Origin of the sequence: Leclercia sp. TB492, assembly GCF_049974505.2 — a bacterium.
In the GTDB taxonomy this organism is placed as follows: Bacteria; Pseudomonadota; Gammaproteobacteria; order Enterobacterales; family Enterobacteriaceae; genus Enterobacter; species Enterobacter adecarboxylatus_C.
In genome coordinates this window covers 4,655,894-4,673,937 of the sequence record NZ_CM127572.1, presented here as the reverse complement: position 1 = coordinate 4,673,937, position 18,044 = coordinate 4,655,894, and the positions used below count along the sequence as shown (strand labels likewise).

General features: G+C 53.5%; 16 protein-coding genes and 1 pseudogene. 11 read left to right on the top strand and 6 right to left on the bottom strand.

Annotated elements, in window-relative coordinates:
* Positions 1-14: 14 nt before the first annotated feature.
* Positions 15-1,001 carry a serine/threonine protein kinase gene (locus ACP4QI_RS22185; RefSeq protein ID WP_142487622.1) on the top strand — a complete coding sequence of 329 codons (987 nt, stop codon included), beginning with the start codon at positions 15-17 and terminating at the stop codon, positions 999-1,001.
* Positions 1,002-1,028: 27 nt separating this feature from the next.
* Entirely contained in the window at positions 1,029-1,652 is a 624-nt protein-coding gene (dsbA, locus tag ACP4QI_RS22180) for a thiol:disulfide interchange protein DsbA (RefSeq protein ID WP_142487621.1), read from the top strand.
* A gap of 15 nt (positions 1,653-1,667) precedes the next feature.
* Here dsbA and ACP4QI_RS22175 read toward each other — a convergent pair whose 3' ends face one another.
* The gene (locus tag ACP4QI_RS22175; RefSeq protein ID WP_142487620.1) at positions 1,668-2,576 is read right to left on the bottom strand and encodes an acyltransferase; all 909 of its coding nucleotides are present in this window, start codon (positions 2,574-2,576) and stop codon (positions 1,668-1,670) included.
* A 436-nt stretch (positions 2,577-3,012) separates the two neighbouring features.
* Between ACP4QI_RS22175 and polA the strand changes: the two genes are divergently transcribed.
* Positions 3,013-5,805 (top strand): DNA polymerase I, encoded by a 2,793-nt coding sequence (polA, locus tag ACP4QI_RS22170; protein ID WP_426495940.1) that lies wholly within the window; start codon positions 3,013-3,015, stop codon positions 5,803-5,805.
* Positions 5,806-5,970: 165 nt separating this feature from the next.
* Positions 5,971-6,018, top strand: a complete 48-nt coding sequence (locus tag ACP4QI_RS22165; protein ID WP_071892919.1) for a spot 42 RNA, inhibition of DNA synthesis — start codon at positions 5,971-5,973, stop codon at positions 6,016-6,018.
* Between the two features lie 97 nt (positions 6,019-6,115).
* Here ACP4QI_RS22165 and yihA read toward each other — a convergent pair whose 3' ends face one another.
* The gene (yihA, locus tag ACP4QI_RS22160; protein ID WP_142487618.1) at positions 6,116-6,742 is read right to left on the bottom strand and encodes a ribosome biogenesis GTP-binding protein YihA/YsxC; all 627 of its coding nucleotides are present in this window, start codon (positions 6,740-6,742) and stop codon (positions 6,116-6,118) included.
* A gap of 281 nt (positions 6,743-7,023) precedes the next feature.
* On the opposite strand from yihA, the pseudogene ACP4QI_RS22155 reads away from it, so the two are divergent.
* The 3 genes and pseudogenes from ACP4QI_RS22155 to hemN form a co-directional block, all read left to right on the top strand.
* Positions 7,024-7,131, top strand: a pseudogene (locus tag ACP4QI_RS22155) (hypothetical protein); the annotation flags it as partial.
* 192 nt (positions 7,132-7,323) lie between these two features.
* Positions 7,324-7,839: a Der GTPase-activating protein YihI gene (gene yihI, locus ACP4QI_RS22150; RefSeq protein ID WP_142487617.1), complete on the top strand. Its 516-nt coding sequence runs from the start codon at positions 7,324-7,326 to the stop codon at positions 7,837-7,839.
* A gap of 188 nt (positions 7,840-8,027) precedes the next feature.
* On the top strand, positions 8,028-9,401 hold the full coding sequence (gene hemN / locus ACP4QI_RS22145) for an oxygen-independent coproporphyrinogen III oxidase (RefSeq protein WP_142487616.1): 1,374 nt from the start codon (positions 8,028-8,030) through the stop codon (positions 9,399-9,401).
* 54 nt (positions 9,402-9,455) lie between these two features.
* Here the strand turns inward: hemN and ACP4QI_RS22140 are convergent, their stop codons facing one another.
* From ACP4QI_RS22140 to glnA, 4 genes are all read right to left on the bottom strand, one after another.
* Entirely contained in the window at positions 9,456-9,578 is a 123-nt protein-coding gene (locus ACP4QI_RS22140) for a YshB family small membrane protein (RefSeq protein WP_285112470.1), read from the bottom strand.
* Between the two features lie 112 nt (positions 9,579-9,690).
* The gene (glnG, locus tag ACP4QI_RS22135) at positions 9,691-11,103 is read right to left on the bottom strand and encodes a nitrogen regulation protein NR(I) (protein ID WP_142487614.1); all 1,413 of its coding nucleotides are present in this window, start codon (positions 11,101-11,103) and stop codon (positions 9,691-9,693) included.
* Between the two features lie 11 nt (positions 11,104-11,114).
* A complete protein-coding gene (glnL, locus tag ACP4QI_RS22130; RefSeq protein ID WP_142487613.1) occupies positions 11,115-12,164 on the bottom strand; it encodes a nitrogen regulation protein NR(II) in 1,050 nt (349 codons plus the stop codon).
* Between the two features lie 187 nt (positions 12,165-12,351).
* Complete coding sequence (glnA, locus tag ACP4QI_RS22125) at positions 12,352-13,761, bottom strand: glutamate--ammonia ligase (protein ID WP_142487612.1); 1,410 nt, start codon at positions 13,759-13,761, stop codon at positions 12,352-12,354.
* Between the two features lie 389 nt (positions 13,762-14,150).
* On the opposite strand from glnA, the gene typA reads away from it, so the two are divergent.
* From typA to dtd, 4 genes are all read left to right on the top strand, one after another.
* The gene (typA, locus tag ACP4QI_RS22120) at positions 14,151-15,974 is read left to right on the top strand and encodes a ribosome-dependent GTPase TypA (RefSeq protein ID WP_142487611.1); all 1,824 of its coding nucleotides are present in this window, start codon (positions 14,151-14,153) and stop codon (positions 15,972-15,974) included.
* A gap of 129 nt (positions 15,975-16,103) precedes the next feature.
* Positions 16,104-16,703 (top strand): glucose-1-phosphatase, encoded by a 600-nt coding sequence (gene yihX, locus ACP4QI_RS22115; protein ID WP_142487610.1) that lies wholly within the window; start codon positions 16,104-16,106, stop codon positions 16,701-16,703.
* The gene (locus tag ACP4QI_RS22110; RefSeq protein WP_231313401.1) at positions 16,697-17,578 is read left to right on the top strand and encodes a virulence factor BrkB family protein; all 882 of its coding nucleotides are present in this window, start codon (positions 16,697-16,699) and stop codon (positions 17,576-17,578) included. Before yihX ends, ACP4QI_RS22110 begins: the two co-directional genes overlap by 7 nt.
* Positions 17,575-18,012: a D-aminoacyl-tRNA deacylase gene (gene dtd, locus ACP4QI_RS22105; protein WP_142487608.1), complete on the top strand. Its 438-nt coding sequence runs from the start codon at positions 17,575-17,577 to the stop codon at positions 18,010-18,012. Before ACP4QI_RS22110 ends, dtd begins: the two co-directional genes overlap by 4 nt.
* The last annotated feature ends 32 nt before the right edge of the window (positions 18,013-18,044 follow it).

Below are 18,044 nucleotides of genomic sequence, written 5' to 3'. Positions count from 1 at the left end.
TTCCGGATGATCGGATGAACGACCAGGCTTTTACTTTCCAGACCTTACACCCGGATACCATTATGGATGCGCTGTTTGAACAGGGCATCCGGGTGGACTCAGGCCTGACTCCATTAAACAGCTATGAGAACCGCGTCTACCAGTTTCAGGACGAGGATCGCCGGCGCTTTGTGGTGAAATTTTACCGCCCGCAGCGCTGGTCAGCTGAACAAATTCAGGAAGAGCATCAGTTCGCTCTCGACCTGGTGGCCGATGATGTTCCCGTCGCCGCTCCTCTTAAATTCAATAATCAGACGCTGCTGACACACTTGGGTTTTTATTTTGCTGTCTTCCCCAGCCTCGGTGGCCGGCAATTTGAAGCCGATAATATCGATCAGATGGAGTGGGTTGCCCGCTATTTAGGGCGCATTCATCAAACAGGGCAGAAAAGCGCATTTACCGCGCGCCCTGGCATCGGCATTCAGGAATATTTGCTCGAACCGCGACAGGTATTTGAAACGTCCACGCTCATCCCTTCCGGGCTGAAGGCACAATTCCTTGCCGCAACGGATGGCTTAATTAACGCCGTCATACCGCGCTGGGATAACAACGTACAAACGCTGCGTTTGCATGGCGATTGCCATGCCGGAAATATTCTCTGGCGTGATGGGCCATTATTTGTCGATCTCGATGATGCGCGAATGGGACCAGCCATTCAGGATCTCTGGATGCTGCTGAATGGCGATAAAGCCGAACAGCGGATGCAGCTGGAGACGATTATCGAGGCCTATGAAGAGTTCAGTTCTTTTGATTCAGACGAAATTGCATTAATCGAACCTTTACGCGCCATGCGTTTTGTTTATTATCTTGCATGGTTAATCAGGCGTTGGGACGACCCCGCTTTTCCCAGAAACTTCCCGTGGCTTACCGGGGAAGATTACTGGCGTAACCAGATATCCACATTTATTGAACAGGTAAAGGTTCTGCAGGAACCCCCTTTGCAATTAACGCCAATGTATTAATCGAACACACCCAGGAGAGAGTTGATCATGAAAAAAATATGGCTGGCGCTGGCAGGTATGATTCTGGCTTTTAGCGCATCGGCTGCACAGTTCACCGATGGCAAGCAGTATATTACCCTCGACAAACCGGTTGCCGGAGAACCTCAGGTCCTTGAGTTCTTCTCATTTTACTGCCCGCACTGCTATGAGTTCGAGCAGGTTCTGCACGTTTCCGATAGCGTGAAGAAAAAGCTGCCGGAAGGCACCAAGATGACCAAGTATCACGTTGAGTTCCTTGGCCCGTTGGGCAAAGACCTGACTCAGGCATGGGCCGTTGCGATGGCGCTTGGTGTGGAAGACAAAATTACTGCGCCGATGTTTGAAGCGGTTCAGAAAACCCAGACCGTTCAGACCACTGCCGATATCCGTAAAGTATTTGTTGATGCCGGCGTTAAAGGCGAAGAATACGATGCAGCCTGGAATAGCTTTGTCGTGAAATCCCTGGTGGCTCAGCAGGAAAAAGCTGCTGCCGATCTGGAGCTGCGCGGCGTGCCAGCCATGTATGTTAACGGCAAATATCAGCTGAATATGCAGGGTATGGATACCAGCAGCATGGACATCTTTGTCCAGCAATATGCCGATACAGTGAAGTATCTGGTTGAGAAGAAGTAATAAAGAAAACGCCGGTCAATGACCGGCGTTTTTGTATTCCGCTTTAATCGTGTTTATCAGCGCGTCTTTCTCACTCCAGAGCGTATTCAGCCAGAGCTGGAAACGTCGTTTAAAGTTCTTATCACTGACATAGTCCCCGTGTAATTCCTCCGCCACAGGCACCAGATTAATACGCACCACGATCCGGGTTAACTTGCCGCTGAGCATATCGTAAAACGGCGTCTTATCGTTTTCGGGATAGCAGAGCGTCACGTCCAGTAATTTATCGAACTGTTGACCCAGCACGTTAAGCGCCATGGCGATCCCGGCCGCTTTGGGCGGCAGCAGGTTGGCATAGGGAGAGCGGGTTTGCTGCTGCTTCACTTCGGTAAAGCGAGAGCCTTCGACAAAGTTGACGATCGTGGTAGGGTGCGCGCGAAACTTCTCGCACGAGCGGCGGGTCGTTTCAACATCTTTGCCACGACGCTCAGGATGACGAATCAGATAGCTACGCGAATAGCGTTTCATGAAAGGCATATCCAGCGCCCAACAGGCCAGGCCAATAAAGGGCACCCAGGCAAGCTGCTGCTTAAGAAAATATTTATTCATGGGGATATGTTTGCGAAACAGCACGCACAACACCACGATATCGGCCCAGCTATGGTGGTTGCAGATCAGCAAATACCAGTTTTTCTTGTTAAGCCCTTCCAGACCCTGAACATCCCATTTCAGATGCGGGTTAAGACGCAGTAGTACCGCCAGGCCTTCGCACCAGCAGTACATCATAAAGTTGCAGAAGGCAGAGACAGCACGCCAGACGACGGGGATCGGCAATAGCAGTTTAATTATTCCGGCGATGATGATCGGCACAGAACAGGCGATGGTGACCAGAATAGTTAATGCGATACTTAAAAGGAGTATGATCGCAGCCAGCAGTCTAGACATGATGAATGTTTTCAGGTAGTTAGCTATAATTAGCGCCTGATAAACAGACACCGGGCGCTGATTTTACCAGAAAACGTTCTAAGGATGGCGCTTTTACCTGGTGGGAATTCTGAATTGCATACCCGGTGGAGAAAAATCCTGTGGCGCGGATCCAGTGTGGCTTATATCCACATGGAGTAAATTGTCATCAATCAGCAATATGAGATCGCGATCAAATTATAAATTATTGATTATTAAAATTTAATATTATTTAAACGATCGTCAGATAGCACATTTAGTTCAGGCCGCAGAAACTACTCACAAACTTATCCACAGATTTTATTTGCGAGCGATCCTCAGGATCGCAAAATCTTTGGCTGTATTGGCCGCGAAAAACTGATGTTTTCATCCTTCTGTGGCATCCTTTATCCATAAATTACTCAAAGGCACGGACATTATGGTTCAGATCCCCGAAAATCCGCTTATTCTCGTCGACGGTTCGTCTTACCTCTATCGGGCGTATCATGCGTTTCCTCCGCTGACCAACAGCGCGGGAGAGCCTACGGGCGCAATGTATGGCGTGCTGAACATGCTGCGTAGCTTGATCCTGCAGTATCAGCCGAGCCATGCCGCCGTAGTCTTCGATGCGAAAGGCAAAACTTTCCGGGATGAGCTGTTTGAACATTACAAATCCCATCGCCCGCCGATGCCGGACGATCTGCGCGCGCAGATTGAACCCCTGCATAAGATGGTGAAAGCGATGGGGCTGCCTTTAATGGCTGTCTCTGGCGTAGAAGCGGACGATGTGATCGGTACGCTGGCGCGGGAAGCCGAAAAGCTGGGTCGCCCTGTGTTGATCAGTACCGGTGATAAAGATATGGCGCAGCTGGTTACGCCGGGGATCACCCTGATTAACACCATGACCAATACTATCCTCGGCCCGGAAGAGGTGGTGACAAAGTATGGCGTGCCGCCGGAGCTTATCATCGACTTCCTCGCCCTGATGGGCGACTCCTCCGATAACATCCCGGGCGTGCCGGGCGTAGGCGAGAAGACGGCCCAGGCTCTGCTGCAGGGGTTGGGTGGGCTGGATACGCTGTATAGCGAGCAGGATAAAATTGCCGGGTTAACCTTCCGCGGTGCCAAAACCATGGCCGCTAAGCTTGAGCAAAACAAAGAGGTGGCGTACCTCTCCTATCAGCTGGCGACCATTAAAACCGACGTTGAACTGGATCTGACCTGCGAGCAGTTGGAAGTGCAGCAGCCTGCTGCCGAAGAGCTGTTGGGCCTGTTTAAGCAGTATGAATTCAAACGCTGGATAACCGATCTTGAAGCGGGGAAATGGCTGCAGGCGAAAGGGGCTAAACCGGCGGCTAAGCCGAAAGAGACGCGGGCGATCGATGCAGAAGAGGAGCCGGAAGAAGAAGCCAGCGTCCTCTCTTCTGAACATTACGAAACCATCCTTGATGAAGCACAGCTGCAGGTCTGGATTGAAAAATTAAAGCAGGCGCCGGTGTTCGCTTTTGATACCGAAACCGACAGTCTCGATAATGTCTCCGCCAATATGGTGGGTCTCTCCTTCGCCACTGAGCCTGGCGTTGCCGCTTATGTGCCGGTCGCACACGACTATCTGGATGCGCCTGAACAGATCGCCCGCGAGCGCGTACTCGAGCTCCTCAAGCCGATCCTTGAAGACGAAAAAGCACTTAAGGTGGGGCAAAACCTGAAGTTCGATCGCGGCATCCTGCAGAACTACGGCATTGAGCTGCGGGGCATTGCCTTCGATACCATGCTGGAGTCCTATATCCTCGACAGCGTGGCCGGTCGTCACGATATGGATTCACTCTCCGATCGCTGGCTGAAGCACAAAACCGTAACCTTTGAAGAGATTGCGGGTAAGGGCAAGAATCAGCTGACGTTTAACCAGATTGCTCTTGAAGAGGCGGGACACTATGCGGCTGAAGATGCCGACGTCACGCTGCAACTGCATTTAAAGATGTGGCCAAAGCTGCAAAAACACGCCGGGCCGCTGAACGTGTTCCAGAATATCGAGATGCCGCTGGTGCCGGTTCTGTCCCGGATTGAGCGCAACGGCGTCAGGATCGACCCGGCTGTGCTGCATAAACACTCGGAAGAGATCGCGTTGCGCCTGAACGAACTTGAGCAAAAAGCGCATGAGATCGCCGGCGAGCCGTTTAATCTCTCATCCACCAAGCAGCTGCAGACCATCCTGTTTGAAAAGCAGGGCATTAAGCCGCTGAAGAAGACGCCGGGCGGGGCGCCGTCCACTTCCGAAGAGGTGCTGGAGGAATTGGCACTGGACTATCCGCTGCCAAAAGTGATCCTGCAATACCGCGGGCTGGCCAAGCTGAAATCGACCTACACCGATAAGCTGCCGTTGATGATCAACCCGAAAACGGGTCGCGTGCATACCTCCTATCATCAGGCAGTGGCGGCTACCGGGCGACTGTCCTCAACCGATCCTAACCTGCAAAACATTCCGGTGCGTAATGAAGAGGGGCGTCGTATTCGTCAGGCGTTTATTGCGCCGCAGGACTACGTCATTGTCTCTGCTGACTACTCACAGATTGAACTGCGTATTATGGCGCACCTGTCCCGGGATAAGGGACTGTTGACCGCCTTTGCGGAAGGACAGGATATCCACCGGGCCACGGCGGCCGAAGTGTTTGGCATGTCACTTGAGAGTGTCACCGGGGAACAGCGCCGGAGCGCAAAAGCGATCAACTTTGGTCTGATCTACGGTATGAGCGCATTTGGTCTCTCCCGTCAGCTCAACATTCCGCGTAAAGAGTCGCAGAAGTATATGGATCTCTATTTCGAACGCTATCCGAGCGTGCTGCAGTACATGGAGACCACCCGCGCCCAGGCGAAAGAAAAAGGCTATGTCGAAACGCTGGAAGGACGCCGCCTCTATCTGCCGGATATCAAATCCAGCAATGCTGCCCGCCGTGCCGGTGCCGAGCGTGCAGCAATCAACGCCCCGATGCAGGGGACGGCGGCAGATATCATTAAGCGTGCAATGATCGCCGTTGATGCCTGGCTGGAGAAGGAGCAGCCGCGGGTTCGTATGATCATGCAGGTACACGATGAACTGGTGTTCGAAGTGCACAAAGACGATCTGGAAGCCGTCTCGAAAAAGATCCATGAACTGATGGAGAATACCGTGAAGCTGAATGTACCGTTGCTGGTGGAAGTGGATAGCGGAGAAAACTGGGATCAGGCTCACTAACTCTTTATGGGATATGACCTGTTTTTGTAAGTAAGCAACATATCCATGAACGTTTTGTGATGATCATTAGAATTCCCTATGTAAAGAATGAAAAAAAACTACAAAAAGTGCTTTGTCTATAGTCTAAAACAGAGTAGAGTTATTCACGTAGGGTACAGAGGTAAGATGTTCTATCTTTCAGACCTTTTACTTCACGTAATCGGATTTGGCTGAATATTTTAGCCGCCCCAGTCAGTAATGACTGGGGCGTTTTTTATTGCGGCAAAGTAAATTCAGCGCAAAAAAAGCGCGGACATCGCCGCGCTTATTATCACTCTTCCGCTTCTGTCGCGGGTTCCAGCTCGCTGTACCAGTGATCCAGCTTCTCACGCAGTTTATCCACGCCGAGTTTCTTCAGCGAAGAGAAGGCTTCAACCTGGATGTCGCCGTTGAATGCCAGAACCGCTTCACGCACCATATTCACCTGCGCTTTACGCGCGCCGCTGGCCAGCTTGTCGGCTTTGGTCAGCAGTACCAGCACCTGGATCCCGCTTTCTACGGCCCAGTGGATCATCTGCTGATCAAGATCTTTAAGCGGATGGCGAATATCCATCAGCACGACCAGACCTTTCAGGCACAGGCGTTTTTCCAGGTATTCACCCAGGGCGCGCTGCCACTTGATTTTCATCTCTTCCGGAACTTCGGCGTAGCCATAGCCTGGCAGGTCAACCAGGCGCTTGCCTGGTGCAACTTCGAACAGGTTAATCAGCTGGGTACGGCCAGGCGTTTTAGAGATACGGGCCAGGCTTTTCTGATTGGTCAGGGTATTCAGAGCGCTGGATTTCCCCGCGTTGGACCGGCCAGCAAATGCCACTTCAAGACCCGTATCAGCGGGTAAATGGCGAATATCAGGCGCACTAAGGACAAAATGCGTCTGGTGATAATTCAGGTTGGTCACGTGGTTGTCTCCAGAAATTCGTAACGTTGGGGGGATTATACCTGAACAGAGAGAAAAGGCTTTTCCCATCGGCAATGCGGCTGTAAGTAAAAACCATGAGCTTTGTAAGAGATCTGCCCTTTTTACTATGGGAGATTTAAGAAAAATCGCAGGGTGTTAAAAATTCAAAACTATTAAAATCAGCCTATTAACGCTTAGTCTTAATCTGAAAGTCGCGCGTAAGTCGCGTGAGTGGGTTGTAGGTTTTGCCTGACAGCGTAAAGTAACGTTCAACGGCGAGGATGCCGAGAGGAACCGGACTTAAGGATAAGGGTCAGGAGCGCCAGGAGGCGAAGACACAGGATTGTCAGGAAGACGCACGCCTCGGAGGCGTTGAAAAGGGAAAAGGACCTATCACGGACGGTACCTGCTAACGGAAAAACAGGGTTAGTTGTCAGCAAACAGGGATTGTCAGACCCATAACGGGTTGTGAGTCAGGAAAAAAGGCGACAGATTGCTCTGTCGCCTTTTTTCTTTGCTTGCTTTCTGCTAGATTTCGCCGCAATTCTATACTGAAGAAAACGAGTTAAAGACAAAACAACATGAAAAAACCGACCTCCGCTGCAGGCGCTAAACGTCCAGCAAAAGCACGCCGCAAAACGCGCGAAGAACTGAATCAGGAAGCGCGCGATCGCAAACGCGATAAAAAGCATCGTGGTCATGCTGCCGGCAGCCGCGCGAGTGGCGGTGACTCATCCGGCGCGTCTGCGAAAAACAAGCAGCAGAAAGACCCGCGTATCGGCAGTAAAACACCTGTTCCATTAGGCGTGACCGATGCCCCGGTCACCAGGCAGCACAAACCCAAGAGCGAGAAACCTATGCTTTCACCGCAGGCTGAGCTGGATTTGCTGGAGAATGATGAGCGCCTGGACGCGCTGCTGGAACGTCTTGAAGAGGGTGAAACCCTGAATGCTGAAGAGCAGTCATGGGTGGATGCCAAACTGGACCGCATTGATGAGCTGATGCAGAAGCTTGGCCTCTCTTACGACGACGAAGAGGAAGAGGAAGAAGAAGAGAAGCAGGAAGACATGATGCGCCTGCTGAAAGGTGGAAACTAACATTTGCACCCGGCAGGCTTTATCGTCCTGCTTATAACCCTTCCGGTTATATGTTATCTGGTGTGGTTATTCGTTAAACTACGGCGGTTGTCGCGGCGACAGAAGTGGCTGCGCACCCGATTCATGGCCCGCACAGGGGCCAGAACGGGCCGCCGTATACGAACGCGACACCAACGGAAGGAGTGAACATGTCTGTACCAACCATCGACTGGGATCTGGCTCTGATCCAAAAATATAACTATTCCGGGCCGCGTTATACCTCTTATCCAACCGCGCTGGAGTTTTCCGACGCCTTCGGTGATAGCCATTTTCAGCAGGCAGTTGCGCGTTACCCTGACCGCCCGCTCTCTCTGTATGTTCATATCCCGTTCTGCCACAAGCTCTGCTACTTCTGCGGCTGCAATAAAATTGTGACCCGCCAGCAGCACAAAGCGGATCAGTATCTGGATGCGCTTGAGCAGGAGATCCTGCATCGCGCGCCGCAGTTTGCCGGTCGGCATGTCACCCAGCTCCACTGGGGCGGTGGTACGCCGACCTACCTGAATAAAGCGCAAATCAGCCGTTTAATGGCGCTGCTGCGTGGCAACTTTAATTTCAACCATGATGCCGAAATCTCGATCGAGGTTGATCCGCGTGAAATTGAGCTGGATGTACTGGATCACTTACGCACGGAAGGGTTCAACCGCCTGAGTATGGGCGTGCAGGACTTCAACAAAGAGGTTCAGCGCCTGGTTAACCGCGAGCAGGATGAAGAGTTCATTTTTGCTCTGTTAAATCACGCGCGGGATATTGGCTTCACCTCGACCAATATCGATCTGATTTATGGCCTGCCAAAGCAGACGCCAGAAAGCTTTGCCTTTACGCTGAAGCGCGTGGCAGAGCTTAACCCGGATCGCCTGAGCGTCTTCAACTATGCGCATCTGCCGACGCTGTTTGCTGCCCAACGCAAAATCAAGGATGCCGACCTGCCTTCCGCCCAGCAAAAACTGGATATTCTGCAGGAAACCATCACCTCTCTGACCGAGACCGGCTACCAGTTTATCGGCATGGATCACTTCGCCCGTCCGGATGACGAGCTGGCTATTGCTCAGCGTGAAGGGGTACTGCACCGCAATTTCCAGGGTTACACCACCCAGGGTGATACGGATCTGCTGGGGATGGGCGTTTCGGCCATCAGCATGATTGGCGACTGCTATGCCCAGAACCAGAAAGAGTTGAAGCACTATTATCAGCAGGTGGATGAAACCGGCAACGCTCTGTGGCGCGGCATCGCGTTAACCCGCGACGACTGTATCCGCCGGGACGTGATAAAAGCGCTGATCTGCAACTTCCGCCTCGACTTCAGCGAGGTTGAAGCGCAGTGGGATCTGCAGTTTAGCGATTACTTTGCGGAAGACCTGAAGCTGCTGGCGCCGCTGGCAAAAGATGGGCTGGTGGATGTCACGGAGCGTGCGATTGAGGTCACGCCGAAGGGGCGTCTGTTGATTCGTAATATCTGCATGTGCTTTGACGCCTATTTGCGTCAAAAAGCGCGTCTGCAGCAGTTCTCGCGGGTGATTTAAGGCGTACCGAAGTAAGTAGGCCGGGTAAGGCGTAGCCGCCACCCGGCAAACCCTCTAACTAAACAACCCAACCAGCGCCGCACACAACACAGCTGCAATGGCCGTTTGTGGTGTATGTCCCGCTGCTGCGCTGGCTTCAAGGCCGCCAGACAACATATTCACGATTGATTCCAGCATGATGATCCCCCCGTTTTCCCGGGCAAGATAATACTTAACTCATCGGAACAGTAAAGCGCAAAATAACGCCAGTTTGCGCTTAATTCATCCTCTTTACACAGCGGGTAAAATTTCACTCCATGCCCAGCTCTTTTAACTTACGCGTCAGGGTATTGCGACCCCAGCCGAGCAGGCGTGCAGCCTCCTGTTTATGGCCCTGGGTATGGCGCAGCGCGGTAGTGAGCAGCGTGCGTTCCATCTCGGGCTGTGCCTCGGAGAGCAGGTTTTGATGACCGGAACGCAGGGCGCGATCGGCCCACTGCGCCAGCAGCGTCGCCCAGCTGTCAGGCAGGGTCTGACCGGTGCTGCTTTCTGGTACATGGGTTTCGAAAAGCTCAGGGGGAAGATCCTGGATCAGCACCTCCTGGCCTGCGGCCATCACCGTTAACCAGCGACAGGTATTTTCCAGCTGGCGCACGTTACCGGGCCAGGCCAGGCGCGTCAGCGCGGCCTCGGTTTCCGGGTGCAGCAGTTTGGCTTCCACCCCCAGCTCGCGGGCGGCATCCTGCAGGAAATGACGCGCCAGGCGCGGGATATCTTCCCGGCGCTCCCGCAGAGGAGGCAGATGTACGCGAATAACGTTCAGTCGATGGAATAAGTCCTCACGGAATTTCCCTTCCTGCACACGCTGCTCCAGGTTCTGGTGCGTTGCGGCAATAATGCGCACATCCACCTTCACCGGGGCATAACCGCCTACGCGATAAAATTGTCCGTCGGCCAGCACGCGCAGCAGTCGGGTCTGAACGTCCAGCGGCATGTCGCCGATCTCATCCAGGAAAAGTGTGCCGCCATCAGCCTGTTCGAAACGACCCTGACGAATGGTATTCGCACCGGTGAACGCCCCTTTTTCGTGACCAAACAGCTCGGATTCAATCAAATCCTTGGGGATCGCCGCCATATTCAGGGCGATAAACGGGGCTTTGGCGCGCGGGCTGTGGCGATGCAGGGCATGCGCGACCAGCTCTTTCCCGGTACCCGACTCGCCGTTAATCAGCACGCTGATGGAGGAGCGCGACAGGCGACCGATGATGCGAAACACATCCTGCATCGCCGGCGCTTCGCCAATGATATCGGTGGTAGGGCCGAATACCGGGGCGTTACGCGGCTGCTGCTGTTCCTGATAGTGGCTGATGGCGCGTTCAACCAGCGCCACTGCCTCGTCAATATCGAACGGTTTTGGCAGGTAATCGAACGCACCCTGCTGGTAGGCGCTGACCGCTGCATCCAGATCGGAATGTGCAGTCATTATGATGACCGGCAGCATCGGGTGGCGCTGCTTAATCTGTTTTAACAGCGCCAGGCCGTCCATCCCCGGCATACGGATATCGGACAGCAGCACGTCCGGGGTTTTGGTGGTGAGTGCATCAAGCACGTCGGCCCCGCTCTCAAAAGCGGTGCAGCTTAATCCTGCTCCGGTAAGCGCCCGTTCAAGCACCCAGCGGATGGAGCTATCGTCATCAACTACCCAGACTATCCCTCGTTGCATAACCTAACCCTCTATTTCCTGATTGGCAGGTAAACCGAAAACTCGGTATGACCCGGCCAACTGGTAAATTCAATTTTGCCGGAATGCTGATCTATCAAATTACGGGCAATGGATAAGCCAAGCCCGGTCCCGCCTTCACGGCCGCTGACCATCGGGTAAAACAGCGTGTCCTGTAAATGAGAAGGGATCCCCGGGCCGTTATCTTCCACGTCGATGCGGGCCGCCAGACGGTAGCGTGTACCGTGCAGGGTGAGCTGAAACGCGGTGCGGGTACGCAGGATAATTTCTCCGCCGTCCGCCCCTAATGCCTGCAGGGCATTGCGCACGATATTCAGTAATACCTGTTCAATCTGGTCGGGATCGTGCGGCAGTTCCGGCAGGCTGGGATCGTAATCCCGAATCAGCCTGACGTTATCCGGCAGCTCCATCGACACCAGTTTGACGACGCGCTCGGCCACTTTGTGGATGCTCTCGGTGACGTGCATCCCGGGTTGCTGCGGACCTAACAGGCGATCCACCAGATTACGCAGGCGGTCGGCCTGTTCAATGATGACGTTGGTGTACTCCGCCAGCGCCGGGTCGGGCAGGGCTTTGGTTAACAGCTGTGCCGCACCGCGCAGGCCACCAAGCGGATTTTTAATCTCATGGGCGAGGCCGCGCACCAGGTCGCGGGCTGCAATCTGCTGAGCATGCTGGAGCTGCTCCTGGCTCAGGCGACGCTGATTATCCATTGGCGCCATCTCCAGCAGGATCAGGCCTTCCGGCAGCCGTTGCGCGGTCAGGGAGAGAATATGCGAGCGCCCGTCGATCACCAGCGTGACTTCGTTATCGGTAAAGCCTTGTCCCGCCTGCAGGCTCTCCTGCATCAGGCCGATGTTCAGGGAAAAATAACTCAACAGCTCGGGTAACGGCGCGCCAAACAGTTTGCGTGAACTCTGGGCAAGCAACTGCTGGGCCGCAGGGTTGGCGTAATGCACCGCCAGATCGTCGTCGACCAATAAAATGCTGTTGATCAGTGAATTGAGGATCTGCCCAGCATCGGGCAGCGTGCCAGTTGCCATTCAGCAGTCTCCTGGAGTTGGTTGCACCATTTTAGTGCAGTATAGCGTTTCTGCGGTTAAAAGCGCGTGAGATCAGTTTGTTGGTGGTGAAAAAAGCCCATCCGAAGATGGGCTGAAAAGTTTCCACGGCAACAAAAAAAACGGCTATCAATCTCGCGCGGAAAGGCCGCGCGACAGGGATTGAAGATTAAACGCTGTAGTACAGTTCGAACTCAACCGGGTGTGGCGTCATGCGAACACGGTCGTTCTCTTCCATACGCAGCGCGATGTAAGCATCGATCGCTTCGTCGGTGAACACGCCGCCAGCCGTCAGGAACTCACGGTCTGCGTCCAGCGCGTTCAGGGCTTCTTCCAGAGAGCCTGCAACCTGTGGGATCTCTTTCGCTTCTTCTGGCGGCAGGTCGTACAGGTTTTTGTCCATCGCTTCGCCCGGGTGGATCTTGTTCTTGATACCGTCAAGACCCGCCATCAGCAGCGCTGCGAAGCACAGGTATGGGTTAGCCGCTGGATCCGGGAAGCGAACTTCGATACGACGTGCTTTCGGAGAGGAAACCACCGGAATACGGATAGAAGCAGAACGGTTACGGGCAGAGTAGGCCAGCATTACCGGCGCTTCGTAGCCTGGGACCAGACGCTTGTAGGAGTTAGTGGTTGGGTTCGCCAGGGCGTTGATCGCTTTAGCGTGTTTGATTACGCCACCAATGTAGTGCAGTGCCTGCTCGGACAGACCTGCATATTTGTCGCCAGCGAACAGGTTAGTCCCGTTCTTGGACAGAGACATGTGGCAGTGCATACCGGAACCGTTGTCACCAAACATTGGTTTTGGCATGAAGGTCGCGGTTTTACCGAAACGGTGCGCAACGTTGTGCACAACGTATTTGTAGATCTGAATTTCGTCCGCTTTCTTGGTCATGGTGTTGAAACGGGTGGCGATTTCGTTCTGGCCAGCAGTTGCAACTTCATGGTGGTGTGCTTCAACAACCAGGCCCATCTCTTCCATGATCAGACACATGGTAGAACGGATGTCCTGTGAAGAGTCGACCGGAGGAACCGGGAAGTAACCGCCTTTAACAGCAGGACGGTGACCTTTGTTGCCACCTTCGTATTTGGTGGAGGAGTTCCATGCGCCTTCGATATCATCGATAGCAACGTGGGAACCGGAAGTGGTCGCACCAAAACGGATGTCGTCGAACAGGAAGAACTCTGGCTCTGGCCCGAACAGCACGGTGTCTGCGATGCCGGTGGAGCGCAGGTACTCTTCAGCGCGTTTAGCGATAGAGCGTGGGTCGCGGTCATAACCCTGCAGGGTGCCCGGCTCGAGGATATCGCAACGGATGATCAGGGTAGATTCTTCGAAGAACGGGTCAATGAGCGCAGTGGATGCGTCAGGCATCAGAACCATGTCAGATTCGTTGATACCTTTCCAGCCACCAATCGAGGAGCCGTCAAACATTTTGCCTTCTTCAAAGAATTCGGCATTCACCTGATGAGCAGGAATAGTGACGTGCTGTTCTTTGCCTTTGGTATCGGTGAAGCGCAGATCAACAAACTTCACTTCATGTTCGTTCAGCATCGTCAAAACGTGTTCAGCGGACATACTTAACTCTCCAGATTGGTCATTGTCGTCGTGGTAACGAGGTCTTCAAATTCTGTGTAAGGCAGGCGATGTTGCCTTTGGTTGCCGTATTTTTTATTAAGCGAAATCTGTGCCAACTTTTAAAACACCCCAAAAAGGCGTTATCATGCGCACCATAGTGCAAAAGGGCTGCACCACGATGGTTTTGTTGCACCAGTATAGTGCTTCAATGTGAACATTGAGCACCATATTGGTGCAATTTACGTTAAAGTGCCCTTTTACCGCTCCGTGAAAGCGATCACAAAGCATCTCTGCGATACTTGTTTGCGGGGGATGTTTGTGATCCTGTTTTGTAGTGCGATTAATCCGTGTACAATAACGCGCTATTTCTAAATGCCTGAGGCAAAGTTGTGATCGAAAATCTGCGTAATATCGCCATCATCGCGCACGTTGACCATGGTAAAACTACCCTGGTTGATAAGCTGCTGCAGCAATCCGGTACGTTCGATGCGCGTGCCGAAACTCAAGAACGCGTGATGGACTCCAACGATTTGGAGAAAGAGCGTGGGATTACCATCCTCGCTAAAAACACCGCGATCAAATGGAATGACTACCGTATCAACATCGTTGATACCCCGGGGCACGCCGACTTCGGTGGTGAAGTTGAGCGCGTGATGTCCATGGTGGATTCCGTGCTGCTGGTGGTTGACGCATTTGACGGCCCAATGCCGCAGACGCGCTTCGTAACCAAAAAAGCATTCGCCCATGGCCTGAAACCAATCGTGGTTATCAACAAAGTTGACCGCCCTGGCGCGCGTCCTGACTGGGTTGTTGATCAGGTCTTCGACCTGTTCGTTAACCTCGACGCAACCGACGAGCAGCTGGACTTCCCTATCGTTTACGCTTCTGCGCTGAACGGTATCGCAGGTCTGGATCACGAAGACATGGCTGAAGACATGACTCCGCTGTATCAGACGATTGTTGACCGCGTTCCTGCGCCAAACGTTGATGTTGAAGGCACTCTGCAGATGCAGATCTCTCAGCTCGACTACAACAACTATGTTGGCGTTATCGGCATCGGCCGTATCAAGCGCGGTAAAGTGAAGCCTAACCAGCAGGTCACTATCATCGATAGCGAAGGCAAAACCCGTAACGGTAAAGTCGGTAAAGTACTGACCCACCTGGGCCTTGAGCGTATCGAGAGCGACATTGCTGAAGCAGGCGACATCATCGCGATCACCGGCCTGGGCGAGCTGAACATCTCCGATACCATTTGCGACACGCAAGCGGTTGAAGCGCTGCCAGCCCTGTCAGTTGATGAACCGACCGTAACCATGTTCTTCAACGTCAACACCTCTCCGTTCTGTGGTAAAGAAGGTAAGTTTGTTACCTCTCGTCAGATCCTTGACCGCCTGAACAAAGAGCTGGTGCACAACGTGGCACTGCGCGTTGAAGAGACCCCTGATGCGGACGCATTCCGTGTTTCCGGTCGTGGTGAGCTGCACCTGTCTGTTCTGATCGAAAACATGCGTCGTGAAGGTTTCGAGATGGCGGTTTCCCGTCCGAAAGTAATCTTCCGCGAAATCGATGGCCGTAAACAAGAGCCATTCGAAAACGTAACGCTGGACGTCGAAGAGCAGCACCAGGGTTCTGTGATGCAGGCTCTGGGTGAGCGTAAAGGCGACCTGAAAAACATGAATCCAGATGGCAAAGGCCGCGTACGTCTCGACTACGTGATCCCAAGCCGTGGTCTGATCGGCTTCCGTTCAGAGTTCATGACCATGACTTCCGGTACGGGTCTGCTGTACTCCACCTTCAGCCACTACGACGACGTACGTCCAGGCGAAGTTGGCCAGCGTAACAACGGCGTTCTGATCTCTAACGGTCAGGGTAAAGCGGTTGCGTTCGCCCTGTTCAGCCTGCAGGACCGCGGTAAGCTGTTCCTGGGTCACGGTGCAGAAGTTTACGAAGGCCAGATCATCGGTATTCACAGCCGTTCTAACGACCTGACTGTAAACTGCCTGACCGGTAAGAAACTGACCAACATGCGTGCGTCCGGTACTGACGAAGCAACGGTTCTGGTTCCACCGGTTAAGATGACTCTGGAGCAGGCTCTGGAATTCATCGATGACGACGAACTGGTAGAAGTGACTCCAACCTCTATCCGTATCCGTAAACGTCACCTGACTGAGAACGATCGTAAACGCGCAATGCGCGGCCCGAAAGAAGATTAATTTTCTTCTCTCCGTCCTCTAAAACCCCGCCTTCTGGCGGGGTTTTTCTTTTCCGCCATGCCGCACGCCTCATAGCCAAACATCTTCTTTCCCGCTACAGTTAATTTTCACGGCGAAAAGGAGAAACACATGCTCTATATCTTTGATTTAGGAAACGTAATCGTCGATATCGACTTCAATCGTGTGCTGGGAACATGGAGTGATTTCAGCCGCGTTCCGCTGGCAACGCTTAAGCAGACTTTTACGATGGGCGACGCCTTCCATCAGCATGAGCGCGGTGAGATTTCGGATGAGCAATTCGCCGAAATGCTCTGTCATGAGATGGATCTTCCCCTCAGTTACGAACAATTTTCTCACGGCTGGCAGGCGATCTTTGTCGGGATTCGCCCCGAGGTGATTGCCATTATGCACAAGCTGCGTGAGCAGGGGCATCGGGTGGTGGTGCTGTCCAATACCAACCGCCTGCACACTACCTTCTGGCCGGATGAATACCCGGAAGTGAAAGCGGCCGCAGATAAAATCTATCTTTCCCAGGAGATGGGCATGCGTAAGCCGGAAGCACGGATCTACCAGGCCGTCCTGCAGGCCGAAGGATTCTCTGCCGCCGACGCCCTCTTTTTTGACGATAACGTCGATAATATAGAGGGAGCTAACCAGTTGGGTATCACGTCAATTCTGGTGACCGGAAAACAGACGATACCTGACTACTTTGCGAAGCAGTTATGCTAAAAATCGTTCATCAAAAAGCCAGCCACCACACCCGACCGCTGCGTGCGTGGCTAAAACTCCTCTGGCACCGCATCGATGAGGACAACATGACCACGCTGGCAGGTAACCTCGCCTACGTGTCGTTGCTCTCGCTGGTTCCGCTGGTGGCTGTCATCTTTGCGCTTTTCGCCGCCTTTCCGATGTTTTCGGATGTCAGCCTGCAGCTCCGCCATTTTGTCTTTGCTAACTTCATGCCTGCTACCGGGGATGTCATTCAGAATTACATCGAGCAGTTTGTCGCCAACTCCAGCAAGATGACGGCGGTTGGGGCGTGCGGGCTTATCGTCACCGCGCTGCTGCTGATGTATGCCATTGATAGCGCGCTCAATACGATCTGGCGCAGCACCCGCGCACGGCCTAAAGTTTACTCGTTTGCGGTGTACTGGATGATCCTGACTCTGGGGCCGCTACTGGCCGGGGCCAGCCTGGCGATCAGCTCTTATCTGCTCTCGTTACGCTGGGCCAGCGAACTCGATAGCGTGATTGACGATGTGTTGCGCATCTTCCCGCTGCTCTTGTCCTGGCTCGCTTTCTGGTTACTCTACAGCATTGTGCCGACCACGCGCGTGCCTAACCGGGATGCCATGCTGGGGGCGCTGGTGGCCGCTCTGCTTTTCGAACTGGGCAAGAAAGGATTCGCGCTCTACATCACCATGTTCCCCTCCTATCAGCTGATTTATGGCGTGCTGGCGGTGATCCCCATTTTGTTCCTCTGGGTTTACTGGACGTGGTGTATCGTCTTGCTTGGCGCGGAAATTACTGTCACTCTCGGGGTATACCGCGAGCTCAAAAAAGCGGCCGAAGCCGAAAAACGACGAGAAGCAGACCAACCATGATTGCATTAATCCAGCGCGTAACCCGTGCCAGCGTCACCGTGGAGGGAGAGGTGACGGGTGAAATTGGCCCGGGACTTTTAGTCTTGTTAGGTGTCGAAAGGGATGACGACGAGCAAAAAGCCAACCGCTTATGCGAGCGCGTGTTGGGCTACCGTATCTTTGGCGATGCGGAAGGCAAAATGAACCTCAACGTTCAGCAGGCGGGTGGCAGCGTGCTGGTGGTGTCGCAGTTTACGCTGGCCGCCGATACCGAGCGCGGCATGCGCCCGGGATTCTCAAAAGGGGCGGCGCCGGATCGGGCAGAAGCGTTATATGAATACTTTGTTGACCGTTGTCGTCAGCAAGAGATGCATACACAGACCGGACGATTCGCTGCAGATATGCAGGTCTCGCTGGTAAATGATGGCCCCGTCACGTTCTGGCTCCAGGTATGAGTGAGCTGACGGTATGGCCGCGGGTAACAAGA